This window comes from Halobacillus karajensis (genome assembly GCF_900108515.1).
Lineage (GTDB): Bacteria > Bacillota > Bacilli > Bacillales > Halobacillaceae > Halobacillus > Halobacillus karajensis.
Window position 1 is genome coordinate 324,690 of sequence record NZ_FNWW01000005.1, and the last position, 25,064, is coordinate 349,753.

The 25,064-nt window shown below is 41.7% G+C and carries 23 protein-coding genes, 1 tRNA gene, 1 pseudogene, 1 riboswitch and 1 other annotated feature; of the genes and pseudogenes, 17 read left to right on the plus strand and 8 right to left on the minus strand.

All coding sequences use genetic code 11. The features are described 5' to 3' along the window. Positions 1-8 precede the first annotated feature (8 nt). Positions 9-506, minus strand: coding sequence for a DUF6241 domain-containing protein (locus BLW54_RS12645; protein ID WP_051744129.1), 498 nt, complete (start codon positions 504-506; stop codon positions 9-11). A 102-nt stretch (positions 507-608) separates the two neighbouring features. After that, a complete protein-coding gene (locus BLW54_RS12650; protein ID WP_035508617.1) occupies positions 609-1,379 on the minus strand; it encodes an SDR family NAD(P)-dependent oxidoreductase in 771 nt (256 codons plus the stop codon). A 764-nt stretch (positions 1,380-2,143) separates the two neighbouring features. Here BLW54_RS12650 and trpE point away from each other — a divergent pair. From trpE to BLW54_RS12690, 8 genes are all read left to right on the plus strand, one after another. After that, positions 2,144-3,652, plus strand: a complete 1,509-nt coding sequence (gene trpE, locus BLW54_RS12655) for an anthranilate synthase component I (protein WP_035508619.1) — start codon at positions 2,144-2,146, stop codon at positions 3,650-3,652. Further along, the gene (gene trpD / locus BLW54_RS12660) at positions 3,649-4,671 is read left to right on the plus strand and encodes an anthranilate phosphoribosyltransferase (protein WP_035508621.1); all 1,023 of its coding nucleotides are present in this window, start codon (positions 3,649-3,651) and stop codon (positions 4,669-4,671) included. Before trpE ends, trpD begins: the two co-directional genes overlap by 4 nt. Continuing rightward, positions 4,664-5,428: an indole-3-glycerol phosphate synthase TrpC gene (trpC, locus tag BLW54_RS12665; protein WP_035508623.1), complete on the plus strand. Its 765-nt coding sequence runs from the start codon at positions 4,664-4,666 to the stop codon at positions 5,426-5,428. The genes trpD and trpC overlap by 8 nt, the downstream gene beginning before the upstream one ends. Beyond that, entirely contained in the window at positions 5,425-6,081 is a 657-nt protein-coding gene (locus BLW54_RS12670) for a phosphoribosylanthranilate isomerase (protein WP_035508624.1), read from the plus strand. The genes trpC and BLW54_RS12670 overlap by 4 nt, the downstream gene beginning before the upstream one ends. Next, on the plus strand, positions 6,065-7,255 hold the full coding sequence (gene trpB, locus BLW54_RS12675; protein WP_139254187.1) for a tryptophan synthase subunit beta: 1,191 nt from the start codon (positions 6,065-6,067) through the stop codon (positions 7,253-7,255). The genes BLW54_RS12670 and trpB overlap by 17 nt, the downstream gene beginning before the upstream one ends. 1 nt (position 7,256) lies before the next feature. Beyond that, a complete protein-coding gene (gene trpA / locus BLW54_RS12680) occupies positions 7,257-8,057 on the plus strand; it encodes a tryptophan synthase subunit alpha (RefSeq protein ID WP_035508627.1) in 801 nt (266 codons plus the stop codon). Between the two features lie 30 nt (positions 8,058-8,087). After that, positions 8,088-8,669 (plus strand): anthranilate synthase component II, encoded by a 582-nt coding sequence (locus tag BLW54_RS12685; protein WP_035508629.1) that lies wholly within the window; start codon positions 8,088-8,090, stop codon positions 8,667-8,669. 383 nt (positions 8,670-9,052) lie between these two features. Then, a complete protein-coding gene (locus BLW54_RS12690) occupies positions 9,053-10,459 on the plus strand; it encodes a sodium:solute symporter family protein (protein WP_035508630.1) in 1,407 nt (468 codons plus the stop codon). 56 nt (positions 10,460-10,515) lie between these two features. Here the strand turns inward: BLW54_RS12690 and BLW54_RS20460 are convergent, their stop codons facing one another. Next, positions 10,516-12,540: a methyl-accepting chemotaxis protein gene (locus BLW54_RS20460; RefSeq protein WP_167358815.1), complete on the minus strand. Its 2,025-nt coding sequence runs from the start codon at positions 12,538-12,540 to the stop codon at positions 10,516-10,518. A gap of 169 nt (positions 12,541-12,709) precedes the next feature. Further along, positions 12,710-12,782 (minus strand) — tRNA-Ala (locus tag BLW54_RS12700). Between the two features lie 205 nt (positions 12,783-12,987). Between BLW54_RS12700 and BLW54_RS12705 the strand changes: the two genes are divergently transcribed. Beyond that, on the plus strand, positions 12,988-13,680 hold the full coding sequence (locus BLW54_RS12705; protein WP_051744130.1) for a phosphatase PAP2 family protein: 693 nt from the start codon (positions 12,988-12,990) through the stop codon (positions 13,678-13,680). 151 nt (positions 13,681-13,831) lie between these two features. Here BLW54_RS12705 and queE read toward each other — a convergent pair whose 3' ends face one another. From queE to queC, 3 genes are read right to left on the minus strand one after another with little or no spacing between them, the layout of a single operon-like run. Further along, positions 13,832-14,560 (minus strand): 7-carboxy-7-deazaguanine synthase QueE, encoded by a 729-nt coding sequence (gene queE, locus BLW54_RS12710; protein ID WP_035508632.1) that lies wholly within the window; start codon positions 14,558-14,560, stop codon positions 13,832-13,834. Continuing rightward, on the minus strand, positions 14,553-15,020 hold the full coding sequence (gene queD / locus BLW54_RS12715; protein WP_035508633.1) for a 6-carboxytetrahydropterin synthase QueD: 468 nt from the start codon (positions 15,018-15,020) through the stop codon (positions 14,553-14,555). Before queD ends, queE begins: the two co-directional genes overlap by 8 nt. Next, a complete protein-coding gene (gene queC / locus BLW54_RS12720) occupies positions 15,020-15,685 on the minus strand; it encodes a 7-cyano-7-deazaguanine synthase QueC (protein ID WP_035508634.1) in 666 nt (221 codons plus the stop codon). Before queC ends, queD begins: the two co-directional genes overlap by 1 nt. Before the next feature lie 86 nt (positions 15,686-15,771). Continuing rightward, a riboswitch (PreQ1 riboswitch) is annotated at positions 15,772-15,816 on the minus strand. A 188-nt stretch (positions 15,817-16,004) separates the two neighbouring features. After that, positions 16,005-16,215, plus strand: a binding site (T-box leader). 49 nt (positions 16,216-16,264) lie between these two features. Here queC and BLW54_RS12725 point away from each other — a divergent pair. The 4 genes and pseudogenes from BLW54_RS12725 to BLW54_RS21320 all read left to right on the plus strand — a co-directional run. Next, positions 16,265-17,500: an argininosuccinate synthase gene (locus tag BLW54_RS12725; RefSeq protein ID WP_035508635.1), complete on the plus strand. Its 1,236-nt coding sequence runs from the start codon at positions 16,265-16,267 to the stop codon at positions 17,498-17,500. After that, positions 17,493-18,866: an argininosuccinate lyase gene (argH, locus tag BLW54_RS12730; protein ID WP_074735025.1), complete on the plus strand. Its 1,374-nt coding sequence runs from the start codon at positions 17,493-17,495 to the stop codon at positions 18,864-18,866. Before BLW54_RS12725 ends, argH begins: the two co-directional genes overlap by 8 nt. Positions 18,867-19,078: 212 nt before the next feature. After that, on the plus strand, positions 19,079-19,420 hold the full coding sequence (locus BLW54_RS12735; protein ID WP_035508638.1) for a VOC family protein: 342 nt from the start codon (positions 19,079-19,081) through the stop codon (positions 19,418-19,420). A 407-nt stretch (positions 19,421-19,827) separates the two neighbouring features. Continuing rightward, a pseudogene (locus tag BLW54_RS21320) lies at positions 19,828-19,944 on the plus strand (hypothetical protein); the annotation flags it as partial. A 218-nt stretch (positions 19,945-20,162) separates the two neighbouring features. Here BLW54_RS21320 and BLW54_RS12745 read toward each other — a convergent pair. Further along, the gene (locus tag BLW54_RS12745) at positions 20,163-21,350 is read right to left on the minus strand and encodes a M14 family metallopeptidase (RefSeq protein WP_035508639.1); all 1,188 of its coding nucleotides are present in this window, start codon (positions 21,348-21,350) and stop codon (positions 20,163-20,165) included. Between the two features lie 312 nt (positions 21,351-21,662). On the opposite strand from BLW54_RS12745, the gene BLW54_RS12750 reads away from it, so the two are divergent. From BLW54_RS12750 to BLW54_RS12765, 4 genes are all read left to right on the plus strand, one after another. Continuing rightward, on the plus strand, positions 21,663-22,829 hold the full coding sequence (locus BLW54_RS12750; RefSeq protein ID WP_074735028.1) for a DEAD/DEAH box helicase: 1,167 nt from the start codon (positions 21,663-21,665) through the stop codon (positions 22,827-22,829). 187 nt (positions 22,830-23,016) lie between these two features. Beyond that, on the plus strand, positions 23,017-23,658 hold the full coding sequence (locus tag BLW54_RS12755) for a class I SAM-dependent DNA methyltransferase (RefSeq protein WP_035508641.1): 642 nt from the start codon (positions 23,017-23,019) through the stop codon (positions 23,656-23,658). Between the two features lie 5 nt (positions 23,659-23,663). Continuing rightward, the gene (locus BLW54_RS12760) at positions 23,664-24,125 is read left to right on the plus strand and encodes an S-ribosylhomocysteine lyase (RefSeq protein ID WP_035508642.1); all 462 of its coding nucleotides are present in this window, start codon (positions 23,664-23,666) and stop codon (positions 24,123-24,125) included. Between the two features lie 20 nt (positions 24,126-24,145). Continuing rightward, positions 24,146-25,063 (plus strand): PLP-dependent cysteine synthase family protein, encoded by a 918-nt coding sequence (locus tag BLW54_RS12765; RefSeq protein ID WP_035508644.1) that lies wholly within the window; start codon positions 24,146-24,148, stop codon positions 25,061-25,063. Position 25,064 lies beyond the last annotated feature (1 nt).

Consider the following 25,064-nt stretch of genomic DNA (forward strand, 5'->3'; position numbering starts at 1 on the left):
TTGCCGGATCAGTTGTTTTCTTTTATATATTCTTCTTCCTCTTCTGAAGTAAGGAGCCTTTTGGCTTTTCCGATTGTGCCCCGCTGAATTTCCCATATTGCATTATGGTCATCAACCGCATTTGAATAATCACCTTCTGCCCATTGAGTTAAAATCTGTTTATAAACGTGTTTATGTCTTAAGTCATTCGTTTCTAAATGTTCAAGCAGCCAGGAAATGCGAAGAGGGTGGATTTGGAAAAACGTCCATTTTTCATCAGCTTTTACTTTTTGGTGTGCCATGCCATGAATGTATTCTTGGTATTCCTTATCTGTCAATTCAGGACCGGTTGTTTGTCCACCGAAAGGATTCTTCCCTTCTTCTTCATATCTTTCCAACTCTTCAGAACTCACGGTTCCTGTGACACCTTTTTCCGTCGTTTTAGCCTGGGTCTGCACATATAAGAATGCCCCTGCGGTGGCTCCGATACATAAACAGAGTGAAAACCACAACATTAATTTCTTCATGCATAGCCCCCTCCAAAATATGGTTATCAATAATTTTTATTATATAGTATATAGAGGGGGATAAAAAGGTTAGGATGGTAAATCTACTTGTATGACCTCTCCTTAACTATCGACATAATGAGCTAATTTCGCTGATAATGAACGAGGGAAAAATTTGGATGCATAGACCATTCCCTTGTTTTTAACTCCTGGAACAATCACTCGTTTTCCTTTAACGAAACCGAGGAATCCTGATTTAGCGACAGTTTCGGCGGACATGGTGTTTTTGACAAGCTTCGTGTGGTCCGCATGCGCTTTTCTGAAAAAGTTTGTTTCTGTTGCCCCAGGGCAAAGAGTAGAAATGGTCACGTTCGTTTCTTTTAGTTCTTCTACCAAAGCTTCGGAGAGTGAAAGGACATAAGCTTTGGACGCATAATAGACCGCCATCTTTGGTCCTGGTTGAAAGGCAGCTGTACTGGCGACATTCAGGACACCCTTAGGGATGGAACGAAAACGGGCAGCCTTGATCTCTGGCAGAAATAAATGGGTAAGTTCTGTAAGAGCATTGATGTTGACCCGAAGCATTTTCTGCTGATGCAGTAAAGATAGTTCTTCAAACTGTCCGTTTAAGCCGAAACCGGCATTGTTAACCAGAACAGTTATTGAAAGGCCGAGCTCTTTGACCTTTCTATAGACGGATTCCGCTGCCCCATGTTCCGATAGGTCTTGTGGAATGATTGTCACAGGGTGCTCATCTAATTGTTCTTTTAATTGGTTTAATTTATTTTCAGAACGTGCTACGACGATCAAGTTATATCCGGATTTAGCGAATAATCGGGCCAGCTCCTCTCCTATTCCACTTGAGGCTCCGGTGATTAGTGCGGTTGGCTTCATCAAAATCTCTCCTTTAATCTTCGGGTAATAGATGTTACTAGTCTATACCCTAAAAAACTGAAGAACAAATCTGACACATATTTTTATAATTAACTCTTGCTGCTCCTTCTGATTTAAATGACTTTTGGCGGGAACTTCTGTGCTTATGCGAATCTCTTCTGTTTTCATCTTTTCCATAGTTGATAATGGAGCGTTCGTGATTTTTCAGAAGTTCCGCAAAGGCATGTTCCTCTTCTTACTGTGCTCTTCTGATCAGATCCTCTTCCAAAACATCATCCCTCATTTCGTACTTGCCTATATAACGTGGTGACCGTTCATTCGTTCCATTAAATGTTTAAAGCTTATGAAACCAGCCTCGGTAATTTTGCTTCTCATTCTTATATGAGGCCAGGAGACTTGTTGAGAAATGACTAGCATTGAAAAAAACATCAGGGGCATTAGAAAAATAACCTATAATTATTCTAAGCATGGAAAGGACTTCGTAAAGTGAACAAGAAGAACATGAACAGAGTTGTTGACTTTATTATCTGAATTTTATAGACTATTGGAAAGATCTTTCTTTGATACAGTTAGTATATAGCAAGTTGAGTAGAGAATGAGTTGAGTTGAGGAATAGGATGAGCAGAGCTGAGTGAGCGAGGAATCGTTGGACGTAAGGAGCCGATGGATTGCCTGGCCGAATTTTTCCCTCTTTTACAATCCACTCGTTTTCATCCCTCAACGTCTCATTCTCCATAATTTTATGGAGAGGTGAGCCTAATCTAATGACTACATTCGATTCATTTCAAACAGATGCGAAGGAGCATCGTACAATTCCAATCACCCAATCTTTTTTTACTGATACATTGACACCGATTCATATGTTTCATGCGCTTAAAGAGGAAGCGGTGTATATGTTGGAGAGTCAAGATCCTGAATCTCCATGGTCCAATTTTTCATTTATTGGACTGGACCCTATGATTCAAATTAAGGAAGTTGACCGAAAGTTCCAAATTGAGGATTTCCAACACAACACCATCCAGGATGTTTCAGATTTTAAGACCGCCTATGAAAAGGTAGTAGAGGAACTCGGTGTGAAACAGCCCCCGATTGATCTTCCTTTTAAAGGGGGAGGGGTCGGATATATTAGTTATGATGCCATATCGGATTATGAACCTGTCGATAGAGCAGATAGCGATGACTTAAACTTATCCAATTACCATTTGTTGTTTTGCCAAACCTTAATTGCTTATGATCACAAAACAAAAGAAACCACGATTTTATCTTTTGCAAGGAAAAATAAGGAACGAGATCTAAAAGAAACCTATACTGAGACGAAAGGTCGTATCAAAACGATTACAGACAAGTTGTTAGCTGCAAAGCCTTTGTCTGATTTAATGCTGATGGAAAATGCGGAAGAAAAAGAAAGATTTCAACTGGACAGCAATTATGAACCTGAAAAGTTTAGGTCTGATGTAGAGAAGGTAAAAGAATACATTCGTGCTGGCGATATTTTTCAGGCCGTCTTATCCCAGCGTTTTCATACCCTCACAAACCGAAGCGGCTTTGAACTATATAGAGTTTTAAGGAGAGTGAATCCATCCCCCTATATGTTTTATTTGAAAATGGGCGATGTTGAAGTGATCGGCAGCTCTCCTGAACGGCTCTTGGAGGTTCAAAATGGAAAACTTGAAATCCATCCCATAGCCGGCACACGAAAGAGAGGGAACACCAAAGAGGAAGATGACGCATTGGCAGAGGAATTATTAGCTGATGAAAAAGAATTGGCTGAACATCGGATGCTTGTTGATTTAGCAAGAAACGATATCGGACGTGTAGCAGAATTTGGAACAGTTAAAGTAAGTGAATATATGACTATCGGACGTTTTTCAAAGGTGATGCACATCATCAGTAAAGTGACAGGACAGTTGAAAGAGACCGTTTCTCCTATCGACGCTCTTATCTCCTCATTCCCTGCAGGTACATTATCTGGTGCACCTAAAGTACGGGCCATGCAAATATTAAGAGAACTTGAACCTACCCCTAGAAACCTTTACGGGGGAGGGATTTTGTATTTAGGATTTGACGGAAATATCGATTCCTGCATCACAATACGAACGATGACTCTTACCGGGGAAGATCTATATATCCAGGCTGGAGCAGGGATTGTGGCAGACTCAGATCCTGAAGCAGAATATCAGGAAACATTGAACAAGGCGAGTGCGTTGAAAAAGACCATTCAATTAGCTGAGCAAGTATTTGAGAAGAGTAGAGAAGGAGTGGAGACGAGATGAAAGACTTATTGAGTAGAGTGGTTGCAGGAGATAAACTGACAGAAAAGGAAGCATTTGACACGATGGATCAGATTATGAACGGGAAGGCCACAACAGGACAGATGATGAGTATGCTCAGTGTCATGCGATATCGAGGAGAAACTGTTGAAGAAATGACAGGATTTGTAAGAGCGATGCGTTCTAATATGACAAAAATGGATGTGGATGATCCAACGATTGTTGATACATGCGGAACTGGTGGAGATGGTGCTTCCACTTTTAACATTTCTACTGCTGTATCTATCGTTCTTGCGAGTATGAGGGTGAAAGTGGCGAAGCACGGTAATCGGAAAGTCTCTTCCAGAAGTGGAAGTGCAGATGTTCTCGAAACCCTTGGGGTACCGATTGATACGACACCAGAGCAGGGAGCAAGGGCATTGGCCGAAAAAGGAATGACGTTCATGTTCGCGCCTTTATACCATAAAGCTATGAAGCACGCGGGACCAGCAAGACAGGAACTTGGCTTTCGTACCATTTTTAACCTTCTTGGTCCGATGTCCAATCCTGCCAATGCTAAACGTCAACTGATTGGGATTTATGATACGAACTTCGCGGAAAACATGGCGGAGACATTGAAAAAATTAGGTTCGACACACGTCTTATTAGCTACGGGCCGGGATGGACTTGATGAAATAACCGTGACAGGCCGAACCGATGTAGTTGAACTGAAAGATGGTCAAATTTCAAGATTTACCGTCAGTCCAAAAGACTTCGGTCTTCCTTTAGGAAACTTAGAAGATATTCGCATTACCAAAACGGAAGAAAGTGCACAAATGATCAAGGATGTCCTTTACGGTTCAGCTAACCAGAGTGCTGCATCAATTGTGACATTAAATGCAGCTGCAGGACTCTATGTGGCAGGAAAAGCGGATGATCTTCATGAAGGTGTCAAACTTGTACAGGATGCAATTAATAATGGAGTGACCCGAGAATATTTTGAAGCTATCATTTCAGAAAGGGAGAATCGCCAATATGCTTGAAACGATCTTAGCTGTTAAACAACAGGAAATTGAAAAACTATTTTTACCGGAAGAACAATCCTTCAATCATTATTCTCTCTATAATTCTTTAAAAAAAGCTCCCCATGCGGCTGGATTAATAGCAGAGGTGAAAAAGGCTTCTCCATCCAAAGGAATTATTCGGGAAGACTTTAACCCTGTCCAAATCGCGTATGATTATGATAAAGCTGGCGTACAGGCGATTTCAGTCCTGACGGATCAACATTTTTTCCAAGGACATCGTGATTATTTAACAGCTATAAAAAAAGTCGTGGATGTTCCTGTTTTAAGAAAAGATTTTATTATTGATTCTATTCAAGTAGCAGAAAGTGCTTATATCGGTGCTGATGCGATCCTTCTCATAGGAGAAGCAATGGAAGCGAAAAAACTTCATGAACTCTACTGTCAAGCCTATGAACTAGGAATGGAAGCTCTTGTAGAGGTCCATAGTGAAGACACATTGAACCATATACTGAATGAATTCACCCCAAAAATTCTGGGGATTAATAATCGGAATCTTCATACATTCGAGACGACATTGTCTCAAACAGAACAAATGGCCAAACGAGCACCAAAGGAATGTATATTGGTTTCTGAAAGTGGCATTTTCACCTATGAAGATTTACAAAAAGCAGCAGCATACGGAGCGGAAGGTGTCCTTGTGGGTGAATCCCTAATGCGTCAGAAAGATATTAAAGCAGCGGTACGGAAGTTGTTAGAGGGAGTGAATGTAGGATGAAAGAACCCATCGTGAAATTGTGCGGAAATCGATCATTATCTGACTTAGCGAAGACGTCTTCTTCTCATGCGTCACATCTTGGCTTCATTTTCGTTAGAAGAACGAAGCGGTATGTCCGTCCTGAATCTGTCGGACGGTGGGTTAAAAAGATCCGACCGAAACAAAAACTTGTCGGGGTTTTTATTGATCCTACGATTGAAGAAATTGAGGAAACCCTCCAATTCGTACCGTTGGACGTTATTCAGCTTCACGGGAACGAAACGGTTTCTCAATTATTGAGAATAAAGGAGGCTGTCGGCCTGCCTGTTTGGAAAGTGATTCATCATCAATCAGGAGGAATTGATCAGATGGATGTATTTCGTGGCGTGGCTGATGGTTACATCGTTGACAGTAAGGTGGATGGAGCTGCAGGCGGCACAGGTGTCCGCTTTGATTGGGAAGCTATTCCTTCTTATCGGGATGAGGCTTATAATCAAGGGGTTCCATGTTTTGTTGCAGGGGGGATCAATCCTGAAAATATTAAGGAATTGCTTACTTACCGCCCGGACGGTATCGATCTTTCTAGTGGTATTGAAATCGGGGAAAGGAAAGATATCGGAAAAATTCAAACAATCCTGAAAGAGGTGGAACAAAATGTTGCAAGCATTTCCTGATTTAAAAGGACGCTATGGAGATTTTGGGGGTAAGTACGTACCGGAAACATTGATGGGACCATTACAGGAGTTGGAGGCTGCTCTTGATAAAATGATGACTGATCCGGATTTTATAGAAGAATATCATCATGTGCTGAAAGAATATGCCGGTCGTCCGACATCCTTGACCTATGCTGATAAACTAACCGATCACTTTAAAGGTGCAAAAATTTATCTGAAACGTGAAGATTTGAACCATACCGGTGCACATAAATTAAATAACGCTATCGGACAGGCATTGTTAGCTAAGCGGATGGGAAAAGAAAAAATTATTGCCGAAACAGGAGCTGGACAACACGGGGTTGCTTCAGCTACGGTTGCAGCTAAATTTGGACTTCAATGTATCGTATTTATGGGGGAAGAAGATATACGAAGGCAGGAATTAAATGTTTTTCGTATGAAGCTGCTTGGGGCAGAAGTCGTTTCAGTTTCTAGTGGAAACGGGACCCTTAAAGATGCGACCAACGAGGCCATCAGGTATTGGGTAGCCAATTGTGAAGACCATTTTTATTTGATTGGATCGGTTGTTGGGCCGCACCCTTATCCGCGTATGGTCCGGGACTTTCAACGAATTATCGGTGATGAGTCCAAGAGACAATTCTTAGAAGTAGAAAAGGAGCTGCCAGAACGTATCTTCGCATGTGTTGGTGGAGGTAGCAATGCAATGGGAATGTTCTATCCATTTTTGGAAGATAGGAGTGAACTGATCGGTGTGGAGGCTGCTGGCAAAGGCATTGATACGCCTGAACACGCGGCAACCTTGTCGAAGGGAACTCCTGGTGTCATTCATGGTTCAATGACTTACCTCATGCAAGATGAGAATGGACAAATTACAGAACCGTATTCTATCTCAGCAGGGCTTGACTATCCAGGCATTGGCCCCGAACATGCACACTTATTCCAAACGGAACAGGTTCGGTATGAAGCAGTTACAGACAGGGAAGCTCTAGATGCACTCAAACTTCTCACACAAAAAGAAGGCATTATCCCGGCTATTGAGAGTGCTCATGCCCTAGCTCAGGCCTTTAAAGAAGTCCCTTTCATGAACAAAAACGAAACGATTTTAATCAACCTTTCTGGGCGTGGGGATAAAGATATGGCAACATTAATGGAACATTTTCAAGAGGAGGTTTGACATGCTGACGAAAACATCATTCCAAGGGAAATTAACCAAAACGGATAACTTGTTTATTCCTTTTATAGTCGCAGGTGATCCTAGTTCTGAATTTACCATTCAATTTGCTCTTCGCCTGCAGGAAGAGGGGGCGGATGTCTTAGAGTTGGGGGTTCCATATTCAGACCCGCTGGCTGACGGCCCTACAATCCAACGCGCGGCGCAGCGTGCTCTACGGGCGGGGATGTCGCTGAGAAAAGCCATAGAACTTGTACCGGAATTAAGAAGAAAGGGATTGACGATCCCAGTCGTGATCTTTACCTATTACAACCCGGTAATTCAGATTGGTCATGAAGAATTTTTTCAACTTCTTGAAGAGAACAGCGTGGAAGGGCTTCTCATCCCTGATCTTCCATTTGAAGAAAGTGGAGAAATTCGCCAGCAAGCAGAACAAAAGAACATAGAATTCATTTCACTCATTGCCCCAAACTCGGATCAAAGGATCAAACAGATTGCTGAGCATGCTAAAGGATTTCTATATTGTGTCTCTTCTTTAGGGGTTACGGGGGAACGGAAGGATATGGCGCCAGAGGCTCTCTCCTTTATTAAAAAAGTTAAGCAGTACAGCCAGGTACCTGTTGCTGTCGGATTTGGTATATCCTCGAACGAACACGTCAAACTCGTTAGATCTCATGCGGATGGGGTCATCATCGGCAGTAAAATTATCCGGTTAGTAGAGGCTGAAATTGAAAATATTGCGAATGGAAAGGCTGACGAAGCACTGGACCATTTTACAATAGGAGTAAGAGAACTCGTGAAATAATTTTAGAAAGTTGAGAGGAGCACGAGCATAGTGATCTATATGATCGACCACTATGATTCTTTCACATTTAATCTAGTCCAGTACCTTGGAGAACTTGGTGAAGAAGTTATAGTGAAGAGGAATGATGAAGTGGATCTACTGGAAATTAGTGAGTTAAATCCTGATCTGATTTTCCTTTCCCCAGGACCCTGCTCTCCTGATGAGACAGGGAACACTCTTGAAGTGATCGACACGTTCAAAGGGGACATTCCAATATTCGGTGTGTGTCTAGGCCATCAGGCGATTGCACAGGTATTTGGAGGGAGTGTTGTCAGAGCAGAAAGGTTAATGCATGGAAAATCTTCACGTATATTCCATGATGGAAAAGGGATCTATGAAGGATTGAATAATCCGATGGAAGCCATGCGCTATCACTCTCTCATTGTAGAGCTATCTGATTTACCAGAATGCTTTGAAGTTACAGCCTCAACGGTAGAGGGCGAACTTATGGGAATCCGGCATGTCGACCTTCCTATAGAAGGGGTCCAATTTCATCCGGAGTCTATTGAAACGAAGGATGGGAAAAGGTTACTTCAGAATGTGATTGAAAACCGAATGAAAGCGTTGATCTAATGAGGGCTGATATCCTTTAAAGGGTATCAGCTCTTAGATGATTTCACAGAAAAACAAGCTAAATAATAGGTATAAAGAACTAATTTTACTATAAAATTCAGTCGTTGTATCAAGGTTTTAACAGAAAATTCATAACTATAACGCAATTCTCGGAAGCGTTGACGTTATCGCTTTCATAAGCGCATGTTAAATGTTGGAAAGCGTTAAAAACCTATGGAAAAGCCTCTTTTGAACGTTTATTACACCATTTTTACAAATCAAAAATGTATGTTAATTTAGATAACGTTGTGTTCGAAGGGCGTATTTACATCGGCCGGTGTTTAAAATAGAAAAGCTCGTCAAGGACCAGCGAACAAAAAATTTCAGGAGATGATTCAGTAGTTATGGAACTGCAACAAGATCCAACTCTGCTATGGTTTATAGCCATTTATGGAATATTAATGGTCGGCATTGGTGTATTCATGTCGAAGAAAGTGGCCGGTAGCGAAGATTTCGTATTAGCCGGTAAAAGTCTAGGACCTTTTGTATTGATGGGAACGCTTCTGGCTACATGGACTGGTAGTGGAAGTATTTCAGGTGGAGAAACATCAATGGCTTTCTCTTACGGTATTCTTCCTTCATTGATGATGATGCTCCCAACGTTAGTCGGAATAATCATCCTTTATGTTGTGGCACCTAAAATTCGTGAGCATGGTAAATTTACTGTTGCTGGAATTTTAGAGTCAAAATATGGGCGGACGTCCCGTAACATTGCGAGTGTTATTATCATACTGGCGTATGTCGGTATTGTTTCTTATCAGATGAAAGGATTCGGATTTATTCTTAACTTGACAACAGGGATGACTGTCCAGACCGGTACAATCATCGGTGCTGCTATGATTATTTTCCTTGCGATGATTGGTGGTTTACGTTCAGTTTCACAAACCGATGCCATTAGTGGGTTCTTAATGGTCGGTGGTTTAATTATCACGGTTCCGACTATCATTATGGTTGCCGGTGGGTGGAGCGAAATCGTCGCAAATGTGCCGGAATCCCATATGAGCGCCACAGGTGGATTGACAACGATCCAAATGATCGGTTACTTGCTGCCATCATTGTTTTTATTGCTTGGTGACCAAAATATGTACCAGCGTCTTGCCTCATCCAAAGGGAACAAGGCGGCCAAACGTGCTCAAATCGGTTGGTTGATTGCCATGATCGTTATTTCACCATCCATTTCATTAATTGCCTTTGCCTCTCGTTCTTTATTCCCTGATATCGACCCAGGAATGGCTCTAATGGCAACAACGGTAGCGATGCCTGTAGCTATTGGCGGTGTTTTGCTTGCAGCAGCAGCTTCCTTCATTATTACAACAGGGAACTCTTATTTATTGTCAGCGGCAACGAACCTGACCTATGATCTTTATGGGAAGTATGTAAACAAAGACGCGTCAGATAAAAAACTTCTTGCGATGACAAGGATCTTTATTGTGGCTCTCGGTGTGTTTGCCTTTATCCTCATCAGTTATTTCCCTACTGTTTTAAGTGTCCAAATGTATGCTTATACAGTGTATGGAGCTGGGTTAACACCAGCTATCCTGGCCGTATTCTTCTGGAAGAGGGTCAATGCAATTGGCGGATTATCATCGATGATCGCTGGTGTCCTATCAACCTTAATCTGGGAAATTGTTTTACAGCAGCCATTTGAAGTCAATAGTGTTGTTGTTGCGGTGCCCGTTGCAGTTATTGTATTGATTGCAGGAACGTTGATGACGACAAGTCCAGGTTCTCAAAGTAAAAAAGGAAAGTAATCGTAAACAGGAAAAAGCCTTCCAAGTTGGGAGGCTTTTTCTCATTTTCTTTTCATTTATTGTTTTACTTTGAAGTGACGGATTTGTTCGTTTAACTGGCGGGATAATGTAGATAACTCATCTGCACTACGGGAAACTTCCTCGACAGAACTGTTCGATTGTTGGGCAGCGGCTGTTACTTCTTCAATACCTGCAGCCGATTCTTGGGAGACAGAAGCAACTTCTTCAATAGACGCATTCATCTCATAACTGTCATCTGAAATCTTCTTCAATTTATCAGAGATTCCTGTGCTCTTAGCAACCATATCTGTGACAGATTCTTCAATGCTATTAAATGTTTCACCAGTCAGCTTCATTTGTTTCGTGCCTTGGTCTACTTCTCCATACCCCTTTTGCAATGTCTCAACAACTGATGTAGATTCATTTTGGATGCCTGAGACGATACCAGTTATATCTTCGACGGAGTTTGACACTTGTTCTGCTAGTTTCCGAACTTCATCGGCAACAACGGCAAACCCTTTTCCATGTTCCCCTGCGCGAGCTGCTTCAATAGCAGCATTAAGGGATAGGAGGTTTGTTTGCTCCGCAATATCCTGAATAACTTGGACTAGTTTAGAGATCTTTTTGGATTGTTGGTCTAACCCACGGACTCTTTCAACCGATTCTTTTACCATCTGATCAATACTCTGCATTTGTTTTACAGAGTGCCGCATCATTTCACTTCCCTCATTTGTCATGGATAAGACATGGGCGGAAGCATCGGAAACTTTTTCTCCATTTTTGTTTGCTTCCTTGATTTCTGACACGAACACATCCATTATCTCTGATAACCGTGAGGAGCTATGTGCTTGGGATTCTGATCCTGCGGAAAGTTGTTCCATTGTGGAGGCTATTTGCTCGCTTCCTTCCCGCACTTCGTCTGCGGATTGTTTTAATCCATGACTTTGCTCTGAAACAGACTGGGTCGCTGTTTGCAACTGTTCAATGATATGTTTGATGCTCTCTTTCATTTGATGGGTAGAGGCTGATAATTGGCCGATTTCATCATCTCTTTTTTGCACCAGGTCCACAGTTAGATCCCCATCTTCCACACGTTTCATCTTACTTTGCATTAAAGCGATAGGCTTGCGAATACGACGGGTTATCATAAACGATACAAAAATAGAAATAACAAGAATAACCAGGACTGTAATGGCAATTGGGAGTAACATGGCTGCTCCCTTTGCTTCTAGTTCTGCTTTATCAACAGTTCCTACAATAATCCACCCGGTAGATTCATTAAGGGAGTAACCTAGGGTTTTGTCATTTCCATCGTCTTCATAGTTGACGACCCCTGAAGATTGGTTATCTTCCATTATTTTCTTGTAATAATTTTCTTCCGAAACATCAGTCCCCACTAAATCCGGATCTGGATGAGAGAGGAAAGTTCCTTTCTCATCGAAAATAGCTGCATAGCCACTGTCAGCAATTTTGACATTTTCAACAAGACTTATTAATGATTCCATATTGATATCGATAGAGAAGACACCCATTACTTCATCTCCGTTTACGACTGCACGGGCTACACTCATAATGGTTTCATTTGTGTTTGTATCCAGATAAGGTTCTGTCCATATAAGTTCCCCTTGGTTTGCGACAGCGTCCTCATACCACGGTCGACTCCGCGGGTCAAAATCAGACGGTAAATCTAATGTGGAATCAGTAATCGTTTCTCCTGTTTCCTCAACCCCCATATATGCATTTTTTATTATTTCATTGGACTCTCGTATATCATCCATGCGTCGAATGACTCGATCTTCTTCTGAAGAGTAATTAATAAAAGCTTGCTCGCCAGAATAATGATGAACGATATCCTCCTGTGCTTGGAAGAAAAGATCGAATGAATCATTTAATGAATTCATTTGCGTTTCTACATTGCTTGTCAGCTCTTTGGTTGTGATGGATACACCAAAAGAATAGCTGGCATAGCCGATAACAATTCCGGCAGTAGCGATTAGCGTCAGAAATGGAACTAATATCTGCCTTTGTAATGTGCGGTTGAAAAAAGAGCCTTGGTTATTTTTGTGTCTTTTTCTTAACATGTTCTCCCCCCGATTTTCATGTAAAGTCTTTGCTGATTGAAACAGCAACATTCTTTTACATGTATCGGATGGAAATGAAGGAAATTCAATATCCCGCACCAATTTTATCCAAGAGAAATTGAACATACCAAAAAACCACCATTTCTTTTGCGAAATGATGGTTTAGGAGTGGAGCATAGCGGGCTCGAACCGCTGACCTCTTCGCTGCCAGCGAAGCGCTCTCCCAGCTGAGCTAATGCCCCATATGATTTTTTCGACAATTATTATTTTATATAGATAGCGGGAAAAAATCAAGGGTTTTTTATGATTGATTAATATGAATTGGGTAGATATCATCTCGTACGCCTCTACCAATGGGAGGGTGGTAGTTACCCTTTATTTTAAGGGTTAATATAAAATGGAAAAGGGAACGACTAAATGCGAGACAGTGTTAAGGAGGGAAATAAAATGCTGTTTTCAGGAACAAAGCTTTCCGATTTATCAAAAGTATCCATCCTTATCATATTAGCAGGATTCGGTATTGTAGGTGGAGCGGTGTATCTCTTCATAGAACTGGCCGCAGAGATTTTAGAAAAGGAGAAATTCCTTATTGATCAGGCAGCTATGGATGTTGTGACGAAAATGAGTGCTCCATGGCTAGATACTTTCTGGGGATGGACGACTGATTTAGGATCTGTTCCATTCATAACCCTTGCATCGATTATTCTACTTATCTATTTGCTGCTTTTATCTTCGTACAGCCGTTGGGTTGGTATATATTTTTCTATTGCAATGCTTGGAATCAGTGCATTGACCAAACTTCTTAAAGTAACATTTGAACGTCAACGTCCAGAGGTATTGGCAGAGTTTGATGGAACTGGATTTAGTTTTCCTAGTGGACATTCTACGGGTTCGATTGTGTTCTATGGATTCGTTATTTATTTAATAGTCATCAGTCCTTTACAGAAAAAGTGGAAATGGCTTATCAACCTTTTGCTTGGTTTATTAATTGCTATGATTGGGTTATCGAGAGTCTATTTAAGTGTCCATTACTTCACTGATATAGTGGCTGGTTTTCTGTTTGGCCTTGCGTGGCTCTTTGTCTCCATCTTTGCCTTGGAAATAACTTTATGGAATCAGCGTAGACGACAAAGCCGTTGATCATGTTGTTAAGGAGTGGGTAAAATGATAACCAATAATAAAGACGCCTTGTCATGGGGCGTCTTTATTTAACTATTTCATTTTGAAAGAAGTGAGTATCCCTGCTTCTGGATCAACTCTCCGGTGAGCATGGCGTCTTGAAGTTTTTCCTTTATACTCCTCGCTTATTTCCCCATACAAGCGCGTGAACTTGTGGGAGCACGCGGACTTTGTTTAATTTAGGGGAAGCCACCACTTGGTCAATAAGCCATTCATACTGGTCAAGAAGGTGACTTGCCAGTGTACTGGATTCATCTTCTTCAAGATCATCATTCCCCACTTGCAGGAAGAAGGGAACATTTGGGTAGCGTTCATGAACCTTTTCAGCGTATTTGAGATCCTCATTGTTAAAAATGACGACTTTTAAACTTGTATTTCTGAGACGTTCTTCTTTTTCTAAATGATTGATTATACCATCCAAGGCCTCCCAGTTGGTCTCCATTTTGGAACTTGGAGGCTTCGGTGAAATGGTCAGATCATCAATTTCCAGAAACCAATCCTGCCAGCGGCTTCCTTGGGTTTCAAGGGCGATTTCTATCTCTTTTTCATGTAAAAGATTAATCAGATCATGTAAGTTTTTTAAGAGGGCAGGGTTCCCGCCGGAGATAGTTACATGATCAAATTGGTCTCCGCCTGTCTGAATAAGTCGGTCGACGATCTCATGCGCTGTCAGTCGTTCGATGTCCTGTTTGGCACTGCCATCCCAAGTGAACGCTGAATCGCACCAGGCACAGCTATAATCACAGCCGGCAGTCCGTACGAACATCGTTTTTCTACCTACAACCATTCCTTCCCCCTGGATAGTAGGTCCGAAAATTTCTAGAACGGGGAATTTATTCAACGGTCATCCACTCCCTTCTAGCTTCGGCATAACTTGTTGGTGTTTCATAAAGCTTTACAAATTCTACACGACAATGATTGGAGTGTCCCTGAAGTGCCTCTTCCATTTTTTCATAGATCCAGACAACCATATTTTCAGCAGTTGTATTCATGTTGGGAAGAGTGTCGTTTAAATAACGGTGGTCCAGGTGTACTTCTATTTGTTCTTTCCATATCTTCTTAATATCCCCAAAGTCAATAACAAGGCCGATCTCATCAACAAAACCACTAATTCCAAAGATTACTTTATACGTATGCCCATGAAGGTTTTTACATTTCCCTTCATAACAATGTAAATGGTGGGCGGCATCGAAGGTGAATTCTTTGCTGACCAGAACCCGCTTCTGGTGGTATTTCAGTTCATGACGTTTGATATCTTCATCGAATTTCTGCAGATTCTCAACAATCGTAAATCCGTACATCAATCTTGCACCTCTTTTTTAGACAAGTAGGTATCCAGGCCATTTCTTCGTAGTTCACAAGCAGGGCATTCGCCACAGCCATCTCCGCGTACACCGTTATAGCAGGTTAATGTTTTAGTGCGTACGTAGTTGAACGCATCGAGTTGGTCTGCCAACTCCCACGTCTCTGCTTTATCCAGCCACATTAAAGGCGTATGGATAACAAATTCATCGTCCATGGATAAATTTAAGGAGACATTCAATGATTTAACAAATACATCTCGGCAGTCTGGATAACCACTAAAATCTGTCTCACAGACGCCTGTAACGATATGCTTGGCATTAATTTGCCGGGCGAGTATAGTTGCAAAAGACAAGAATAATAGATTGCGTCCAGGGACGAAGGTGGAAGGGAGTTCACCCTCTTCTCCTTCTTTCACTTCAATATCGTCTCTTGTTAAAGCATTGGGAGCCAATTGATTGAGTAATGACATATCAAGAATATGTTGGCGCACCTTTTGGTCTTCCGCGATTTCTTGCGCCACTTTTATTTCCTCTTTATGCCGCTGATTGTAGTCAAAAGTGACGACTTCGACATGGTCGAATTTTTTCAAAGCCCAGAACAAGCATGTGGTACTATCCTGACCGCCACTGAATACAACTACGGCTTTACTGTTTTTTTCCATAAAAAAATTCTCCTTTCATCGTTCGAAAAAGAGAATTCTATACACCCAAAACCATAAAAAAACCGTACCTAAGGCAAGGTACAGTTCCATCCTTAGTTTTTTATAGAGGGTGTAGCTAGAACCTCTCCTGCCAAAAAGCAGACTTGTATTTAATTAACTTTATTTATCTTAACACGAGAACATGGCAGATGGAAACCCAAAGTCATCATAGATTGGCAGGGACTAGGAAAATACTATTCTAGAATTTTTTCTATGAATGTATTTTACCTGTTGACTTCCCTGTGCTTTTTTGTATAATTATAAATAATCAATTATAAAAATACATTCGTTGATGAAGAGAGTACATGTAAGGAGAACTTGCAGCGAGCTGGGGATGGTGGAAGCCTGGTAGTTGATTTATATGGAACGCACTTCTGAGAAGTTTGGGTGAAATAAAGTAGCCAAATCCGGGAGCCCCCGTTATCAGCTTCGAGTTGGTCTGACATTCAGACAATTAGAGTGGCACCGCGGATTATAAAACCGTCTCTTACCTGGGTAGGAGACGGTTTTTTTATGGACAATAATCGAGGAGGTAATCTTATGACAAAACCAAAAGTAGTATTAGCTTATTCAGGTGGATTAGACACATCGATTTCAATTAAATGGATTCAAGAGAAGTATGGGTATGATGTTATTGCACTGGGCCTTGATGTCGGGGAAGGGAAAGACCTGGAAACGATTCGCCAAAAAGCCCTTGATGTAGGAGCGATTAAAGCGATTATGGTGGATGCTAAGGAAATCCTGGCGGAAGAGTATTTATTGCCCGCACTAAAAGCCAATGCGCTGTATGAAGGGAAATACCCATTATCTTCAGCACTGTCCCGCCCGCTCATTTCTAAGCTGCTTGTGGAAGTAGCAGAACAAGAAGGTGCCGTAGCAGTTGCCCATGGGTGTACGGGGAAAGGGAATGATCAAGTACGTTTTGAAGTTTCTATTCAAGCACTGAACCCTGATTTGGAAGTCATTGCACCTGTACGTGAATGGGGAATGACGCGTGATGAACAAATTGTCTATGCGGAAGAGAAAGGTATTCCGGTTCCGGTGAATTTAGAAAATCCATTTTCTATCGATGCCAACATCTGGGGACGTGCCTGTGAAGCGGGGGTCCTTGAAGATCCGTGGAAAGAGGCACCGGAAGCAGCTTATGCATGGACCAATCCTATTGAAGAAACACCTGATGATCCTGAGACCATTGAAATCGATTTCGTAGAAGGAAAACCTGTAGGATTAAATGGACAACAAATGGATCTTGTAGCTTTGATCGAATACCTGAATGAACTTGGCGGTAAGCATGGGGTTGGAAGAATTGATCATACCGAAAATCGTCTAGTAGGGATTAAATCAAGAGAAGTTTATGAGAACCCAGCAGCTATGATCTTAATTCATGCTCATAAGGAATTGGAATTTTTAACTCAGACGAGAGAGGTTTCTCAATATAAAGCCAGTGTCGACCAACAGCTATCTAAAATTATTTATGATGGTCTGTGGTATTCTCCATTACAGCCGGCACTATCGGCTTTTGTAGATTCCACTCAGCAAGTCGTCACCGGAACTGTCAAAGTGAAATTATTTAAAGGCCATCATAACGTTATCGGTAAGAAATCACCTGTCAGCCTTTATAATGAAGAGCTCTCCACATATTCTAAAGAAGATGCGTTCGATCATAATGCTGCTGTTGGTTTCATCAAATTATGGGGATTGCCGACAAAGGTTCATGCTGATGTTCATAAAGGAGAAAAGTTATTAGATCAAGCCGTGGTGACCCAACATGACTAAGTTATGGGGGGGACGATTTACGAAGCCTACCAATCAATTGGTGGAAGAGTACACCTCTTCCATCCATTTTGATCAAAAATTAGCGCTTCAGGATATCCAGGGAAGTATTGCTCACGTGGAAATGCTTGGAGCGTGTGACATCCTCGATAACATTGAAGTGACACGGATCAAAGAAGGGTTGCGATCTATAGAAGAAAAAGTAAAAAACGGGGACGTCACTTTTTCTGTTGAACATGAAGATATTCATATGAACATTGAGAAGTTACTCATTGAAGAAATCGGACCCGTCGGAGGAAAATTGCATACAGGCAGAAGTAGGAACGACCAAGTAGCCACAGATATGCATTTATATTTGCGTGAAAAAACATATGCTTTAATCGAGCTGGTGGAAGGTGTTCAAAGATCACTTGTCGATCAGGCAGAAGAGCATGTAAAAACCATCCTGCCTGGTTATACCCATTTACAGCGTGCCCAGCCAGTTTCTTTCGGCCATCATTTACTTGCCTACTTCTGGATGTTTGAAAGAGACAAGGAACGTTTGCGGGATAGTTTGAAACGAATCAATTGGTGTCCGCTTGGGGCTGCAGCATTGGCGGGTACGCCTTACCCCATCGATCGAAAAATGACGGCCGATGCGTTAGGATTTGACCACCCCTACCCGAACTCACTGGATGCTGTCAGTGATCGCGATTTCATTTTGGAGTTTTTATCTATATCATCAATTATGATTACACATATCTCCCGTCTCTCGGAAGAATTGATTTTGTGGGGGAGTCAGGAATTTCAATTTGTTGAATTAGACGATGCCTTCTGTACAGGCTCAAGTATTATGCCCCAAAAGAAAAATCCCGACGTACCAGAGTTGCTACGAGGGAAAACGGGGAGAATATATGGCCACCTAATGGGACTCCTCACCCTGCTGAAAGGGCTGCCTCTCGCTTATAATAAAGATATGCAGGAAGATAAAGAGGGGATGTTCGATACGGTCGATACGTTAGAAGGTGCCTTATCTTTACTTGCTCCGATGCTTGCATCCATGGAAGTTAAAGCAGGTCAAATGAAGAGCGCGGTCACCGAGGACTATTCCAACGCAACCGATATTGCAGATTACCTTGCTGTTAAAGGATTACCCTTCCGGGAAGCTCATGAGGTGATCGGTAAGATTGTCCTTTATTCTATTCAGAAAGAAAAGTATCTGCTGGACTTGAGCCTGGAAGAATATAAGGAATTTTCGCCTCTTTTTGAAGCGGATATCTTTGAAAAGTTAAATCCAAATCAAGTAGTAGCTGCAAGAAACAGTGAAGGTGGAACAGGTTTTGCCCAAGTGGAGAAGCAAATTCAATTAGCTAAAGAGCATCTCTCTTAAGGGAGGTGCTCTTTGTCGTCTAAAATAAAAAATATTTACTTGAGCATAACTATTTATAGTAGGGATCACCAATTCTCCCCTACTAACTTACTTACGTTTGCCAGGTGTTCTACGTATCTTGAGGTTTTTTTAAGGTGATATGCCATAAGGTTTGAACCTGGGAGAGAGGGGAAATTGTAACCATACGACTTTTTATAGAGGAGGGTGAGCTTATGACAAAATCAGTGCAGGCGTATTTTGCTACAGAGAATGATGCAGAAAGTGCCAAAGCATCGTTACAATCTTTGTCAATCGGTCGGGAAACTGTAGAAGCTATTCCAGAAGATACAGATATGACACCCATTATCCCTGTAGCTGGATCGACCAATTCGGGTGGGGGAACATTTAATTTTACGGAAGTCGTTTCACCTAAACAAGATCATGAGCACGCCAAGTCGGATAAAAAAACGTTGACTCACATTCTCCACTTTACGCTTCCAGCGGAAGAAATTGAGCGTGCGCTCCAAATTATTAAAGATCACAAGGGATATATAAACAGGAAGGATATGGAGTAGATCCTGAGGGAGCAGGGAGTTTGTCCGCCTATTTCGAAATAAAGAAGAAAAAACGATACCTCACATTGTTATACATTCAACGCCGTGAGGTATCGTTTTTTGTTAGAGAAAAGGGAATCGACAGCCAATTATAGAAGGGAAGGATAATTAAAAATTACTTGAAAGGGGCTATAAAATGTCGAACTCCCTAAATATTTCGATCCATGGGGTAAAGACCATTAAGGAAAAGAGACTCGTCGGGTATCGTGTGATTTGTGAGGATATGGTTGGATATAGTTAAGAGATTGAGAGCTTCTTTGTTATTGAAAAGCCGTAAAGATGAAATTCAACAGATGAAGGCTCCTGTTAAGCTTATCGGTGCATTCAAAGCCGAAGATACCTAACAAGATGACGGTTATTGGGTTTGTTACGAAGTCCATGAGTATGAAAGTATTCCTGATGGGATGGTCAGTCTTACTGTCCCTTCGCAAAAATATGCCATTCTTCACTTTACAGGACATGCCTCTCAAATTTATCAGATGTAAAGCCACCTGCATCAGTGGATAGATGAAAATGGGTATAGGCGGTCACCCGAAAAGTGGACCTTGGAGGTTTATTCGAAGTGGACAGAAGCGGAAGATGAAGTGGAGTTATGTGATCCTTTGGCTTAATAATATTCCAGGAGCGCGAAAGACAAAACCCTGGGAGGCCTTTTGCCTTCAGGGTTTTGGTGACTATCATGGTATCCTTTATATTCGGAAACTCACATATATAAACTGGCTAAAAAGATCCCGATTGTCTCTTGGTAAATCTCATCAAATTGTTCGAGGGGCAGGGGATTCACCCCCTGTCCTAACTCCACAGTGAAGCCCGGCTGTCTGAATTCCTGGATAAACCAGTCTTTGTATCCTGAAAAACTGTCCACATATCGTATCGGTTCATAACCGCTAACCCGCTCAAACTCATTAACGATTGCCATAGACCTAGGGGGTTCCAGTCCTTCATATCCCCAAAAAATCACTTCCCCCTGTGTATGAAAGGCAAGCATTTTCTCAAAGTTTCTAGATTCAGCGAGTTCGGCCATGGCGATTGTTTCCGGCTCCGTCAAAGGCTGATAGCCTGGGAAGTCTCTTGGAGCAGGGGATGTCGGTTTGCGAGCTGCATCTACTTCCCACTTGGCCGGATACTGATTATTCAAATCAACTCCACGGATGTTTGCCTTCCAATCTGAAAAATCAATATTCCCCTCATTGATTCGTAAGGCCTCTTCTCCGTATTCCCCTTCTGGAGGACCGTTCAGCACCAGGTCAACGCCATCAGGGTCGACCATCGGAACAATAGATAACGTGACCTGATCATAAAAAGGGAGAATTTCTAAGCCGCGTATGGTTTCTTTATTTGTAAGAGCGAGAAGGTAATCATTTAAGAACTGCATCATAACCGCTGTAGTTATCCACTCGTTTGCATGAAAAGAACCATTCCAATGGACAATTTTCGATCCGTTTCCGATTTGTAATTCTACAAGCTCTTTATCCATGACACTATTTCCGAATGTTTGTCTTCGGATAAAAGGATATAAGGCATACAGTTTATTTAAGTCACTTGTCAGCAAATCGAAATCGTAAGGGCGATTTCCATCAACGACTCTATAAGTTATATGAACGGGTAGTAGGATAGTTTGCCCTGTTTGAAGTACTTTGGGATTTACCGAGGGATTCAATAGGGCTATCGCATCCAGAGAGATTCTTCGTTCGCTGGCAATTTTCCAGAAGGTATCTCCTGTCTGTACACGGTATTGGGTGGTTTGGTATCCGGGAATTCGAATCGTCTGTCCAATCTGTAATGAGGAAGGATCTGCTTCAGGGTTCGAATCTATGATTAAATCCAATCCTACATTGAAGAGATTGGAATAATACCATAACGAATCACCACTTCTGACTTTAACGTCCATGAGGTTCCTCCTTTATCGGCCCTTTTTATAAATATATGGAAATGAAGTGAATTGATGAATCCCTTGTCTGTCTTGAGTATCTCCATTTTCCAACATTCTCATCATTTTTAAGGTACAATAGAGGAATGGTTTTACTCGTTTCGGAATATTGCTGGGAAAAGACGAGAGGGACATCCCTTTCTCTATGGAGAAAAATGGGTCTTTCAGAATAAAAAGGACGGGGATCAAGGCAGAATAGTTTTTGAAGACCATGAATAATAAACGAGGCTTTGGAATTAAGAAGCTGATTTTATAGAAAGTAGTGAATAAATTATGCAACCCTTTGAAAAATTAGGCGTATCAAAAGAGCTGGCAGAAAAGTTGAAATCCCAGGGAATCGTGACCCCGACGCCTGTACAGGAACAGGCCATTCCACCTTTAAAAGAAGGAAAAGATCTTATTGCTCAAGCCCAAACTGGGACGGGAAAAACATTTGCTTTTTTACTGCCTATTCTGGAAAAAGTGAACCCAGGTTCCTCGGAGGTTCAGGCAGTCATTATTACTCCTACGAGGGAACTTGCTTTACAAATTACTCATGAAGTAAACAAGCTGAAGAATGATGATACCTATGTACTAGCCGTTTATGGAGGTCAGGATGTAGCAAAGCAGGCAAATAAATTAGATGGAAAAGCTCATATTGTAATAGCCACACCTGGACGATTATTAGATCATCTAAGACGAGAGACCGTGAGTCTTACGAATATTAAGCATCTCATTATCGATGAAGCGGATCAAATGCTGGAGGCTGGTTTTTTGCCAGATGTTCAGGACATCCTTGATCAAACTGGAACCCAGCGACAAACCATGCTGTTCTCAGCCACGATCACACAGAAAGTCCAGACCTTGGCGAAGAAAATATTGAAAAATCCGGAACGTATTAAAGTGAAAGAAGAAAAAGTGGCTGTTTCAAATATTAAACAATTACTATATGAAATAACAGATCGGGCTAAACAAGACACTCTGTTACAAATCATGGGAGAACATCGACCATTTTTGGCCGTTATTTTCTGCCGTACTAAACGTCGGGCCAAAAAGCTGAACGACGCACTTATAGCTAAAGGGTTTGAATCTGATGAACTCCATGGTGATTTATCTCAAGCTAAAAGAGAAAAGGTCATGAAACGCTTTCGCGAAGCGAAGATTCAATACCTTGTAGCTACAGATGTGGCTGCAAGAGGATTGGATGTGGAAGGGATCACCCACGTTTTTAACTATGATATTCCTCAAGACCCGGAAAGCTACATTCACCGTATTGGCCGAACCGGCCGTGCAGGAGGAAAAGGTCTTGCCATCACATTTGCAGCCCCTAAAGATCGATCCGCTCTTCAGCAAATTGAAAAAAGCATGGGGCAAAAAATAGAAAGAAGGTCGATTGATCATCTTTCACCAGGGAAACGAGTAGAAGATCGGCCCGTTAAGAATAAAAAGCATAGAAGATAAAGGAGTGCCCCAGAGTCAGTTTGTGACTCTGGGGCTTTTTGTCCTTGTCCTTGTACTTGGAGACAAGGGAAGTTTTTTTCGATTAAAAAAAGGATAACATTGAGGCGGCTTTTGAAATATGATACATTATATAATGTAATTCCGAGTTAACGCATTGGAATTATGAATAATGAGGAGAGATGAACGTATGGGGATGGAATTCATCGACCTATTCAATCAATGGGCGAGTTCATATGATGATACAGTAGCAGGGAAGGATCCGGAATATCGGGAAGTGTTTAAAGGTTATGAGGAAATGTTAGGACGGTTAGCGGAACTTTCCGTATCCCCGGTCATGGAGTTCGGTGTGGGGACAGCTAATTTGACTAGGAAAGTAATCGATCAGAATAAAGTAGTTCTGGGTGTGGAGCCGTCGTCCGAGATGCGTCGGATTGCTAAGGTCAAGTGTCCGGAAGCAGCCATATATGACGGCAATTTCCTTGAGTACCCTGAGATGATTGCCCCGATAAGGTCCATTATAAGCTCATTTGCCTTTCATCACTTGACTGCAGATGAAAAGGTTGAAGCTATAAACAAATTTTATGATCGACTCGAGCAGGATGGGGAAGTTATTTTCATTGATACGATCTTTAAAGATGAAGCACATAAATTTTCCTTAATAAAAGATGCCGAAAAACAAGGATTTCAAAATTTAGCGCAAGACTTGCAGGAAGAATACTATCCGTATCTAGAAGAAATAAAAGAGATGTTCGTTAAAGCTGGATTTAAGATATCTTTCGAACAATTAAATAAGTACGCCTGGTTACTTCAGGCAAAAAAAGGAGTATGATTTTTATGCCAAAAATGAACGTAGAAAGTTTCAATCTTGACCATACGAAAGTAAAAGCGCCGTATGTACGCCTTGTTGGTGTGACAGAGGGGGATCAAGGAGACAAAATTTACAAATATGATCTTCGTATTAAGCAGCCGAACCAAGAGTATATGGAAATGCCTGCCTTGCATTCTCTTGAACATTTAATGGCAGAGAACAGCCGTAACCATCACGATCGAATTATTGATATCGGTCCGATGGGATGTCAAACCGGATTCTACATCGCCGTGTTAAATGATGACAGCTATGACAATGTACTTGAAGTCATTGAAAAAACTCTTCAAGACGTCTTAAAAGCCGATGAGGTCCCGGCGTGTAATGAAGTGCAGTGCGGCTTTGCTGCGAGTCACAGCCTGGAAGGGGCACAGAAACTGGCCAAAGAATTGTTAGACAAACGCGATGAATGGACGGAAGTTTTCCAATAATACTGGGAGATGAGAATGTAATGAGTTACGTGAAGAATATTCAAGCATTAATAGGACGGACACCGATGATCGAACTCACTCATTCGGATATCCCGAATCAAGCGAGAATTTTTGCTAAGCTTGAATTCATGAACCCAGGCGGGAGTATAAAAGACCGTCTGGGTTTAAAACTGATTGAGGACGCTTTGAAAAAAGGCAGGTTGAAGCCAGGTGGAACAATTATAGAACCAACGGCAGGAAATACAGGGATTGGTTTAGCACTAGCTGCCGTGGGAAAAGGGTTTGATGTCATCTTTGTCACTCCTGAGAAATTCAGTCAAGAGAAGCAGACGTTGATGCGTGCACTTGGTGCTAAGGTTATCAACACTCCTACAGATAAAGGAATGAAAGGTGCAATTGAGAAGGCTGAAGAATTATGCAGGCAAATACCTCATTCTTTCAGTCCACAGCAATTTAATAATAAAGCCAATCCCGACACTTATTATGAAACACTAGGACCAGAAATTTACCACGATTTAAATAGTGAAATCGATATATTTATTGCAGGGGCCGGTACAGGCGGCACTTTTATGGGAGTATCCCGATATTTAAAAGAACAGAACCCAAACATTAAAACGGTGATTGTTGAACCGGAAGGATCGATTTTAAATGGTGGGGAGTCTGGATCTCATCGCACCGAAGGGATAGGGATGGAGTTTTTGCCCTTCTACATGGATCCTTCCTATTTTGATTCCATTCACACGATTCCTGATGAATTGGCATTCCAACGGGTCAAAGAACTGGCGCTAAATGAAGGTTTGCTTGCAGCCAGTTCATCAGGAGCTGTGTTTGAAGCAGCATTAAGAGAGGCGGAGCAAGCAGAAGCAGGAACAAGAATTGTCACCATCTTCCCAGATAGCAGTGAGCGATATTTAAGTCAAGGGATTTATGAGGAGTGAG

Bases quoted from the DNA above. Each gene is read 5' to 3' on its own strand.
- BLW54_RS12650 (WP_035508617.1), bottom strand. From the start codon at position 1,379: ATGAAGCCAACCGCACTAATCACCGGAGCCTCAAGTGGAATAGGAGAG.
- queD (WP_035508633.1), bottom strand. From the start codon at position 15,020: ATGTACGGATTTACGATTGTTGAGAATCTGCAGAAATTCGATGAAGAT.
- BLW54_RS20460 (WP_167358815.1), bottom strand. From the start codon at position 12,540: ATGTTAAGAAAAAGACACAAAAATAACCAAGGCTCTTTTTTCAACCGC.
- BLW54_RS12645 (WP_051744129.1), bottom strand. From the start codon at position 506: ATGAAGAAATTAATGTTGTGGTTTTCACTCTGTTTATGTATCGGAGCC.
- BLW54_RS12760 (WP_035508642.1), top strand. From the start codon at position 23,664: ATGCCAAAAATGAACGTAGAAAGTTTCAATCTTGACCATACGAAAGTA.
- BLW54_RS12750 (WP_074735028.1), top strand. From the start codon at position 21,663: ATGCAACCCTTTGAAAAATTAGGCGTATCAAAAGAGCTGGCAGAAAAG.
- trpD (WP_035508621.1), top strand. From the start codon at position 3,649: ATGAAAGACTTATTGAGTAGAGTGGTTGCAGGAGATAAACTGACAGAA.
- trpC (WP_035508623.1), top strand. From the start codon at position 4,664: ATGCTTGAAACGATCTTAGCTGTTAAACAACAGGAAATTGAAAAACTA.
- trpE (WP_035508619.1), top strand. From the start codon at position 2,144: ATGACTACATTCGATTCATTTCAAACAGATGCGAAGGAGCATCGTACA.
- trpA (WP_035508627.1), top strand. From the start codon at position 7,257: ATGCTGACGAAAACATCATTCCAAGGGAAATTAACCAAAACGGATAAC.
- BLW54_RS12725 (WP_035508635.1), top strand. From the start codon at position 16,265: ATGACAAAACCAAAAGTAGTATTAGCTTATTCAGGTGGATTAGACACA.
- queC (WP_035508634.1), bottom strand. From the start codon at position 15,685: ATGGAAAAAAACAGTAAAGCCGTAGTTGTATTCAGTGGCGGTCAGGAT.
- BLW54_RS12735 (WP_035508638.1), top strand. From the start codon at position 19,079: ATGACAAAATCAGTGCAGGCGTATTTTGCTACAGAGAATGATGCAGAA.
- BLW54_RS12755 (WP_035508641.1), top strand. From the start codon at position 23,017: ATGGGGATGGAATTCATCGACCTATTCAATCAATGGGCGAGTTCATAT.
- BLW54_RS12690 (WP_035508630.1), top strand. From the start codon at position 9,053: ATGGAACTGCAACAAGATCCAACTCTGCTATGGTTTATAGCCATTTAT.
- BLW54_RS12745 (WP_035508639.1), bottom strand. From the start codon at position 21,350: ATGGACGTTAAAGTCAGAAGTGGTGATTCGTTATGGTATTATTCCAAT.
- BLW54_RS12670 (WP_035508624.1), top strand. From the start codon at position 5,425: ATGAAAGAACCCATCGTGAAATTGTGCGGAAATCGATCATTATCTGAC.
- argH (WP_074735025.1), top strand. From the start codon at position 17,493: ATGACTAAGTTATGGGGGGGACGATTTACGAAGCCTACCAATCAATTG.
- BLW54_RS12765 (WP_035508644.1), top strand. From the start codon at position 24,146: ATGAGTTACGTGAAGAATATTCAAGCATTAATAGGACGGACACCGATG.
- BLW54_RS12705 (WP_051744130.1), top strand. From the start codon at position 12,988: ATGCTGTTTTCAGGAACAAAGCTTTCCGATTTATCAAAAGTATCCATC.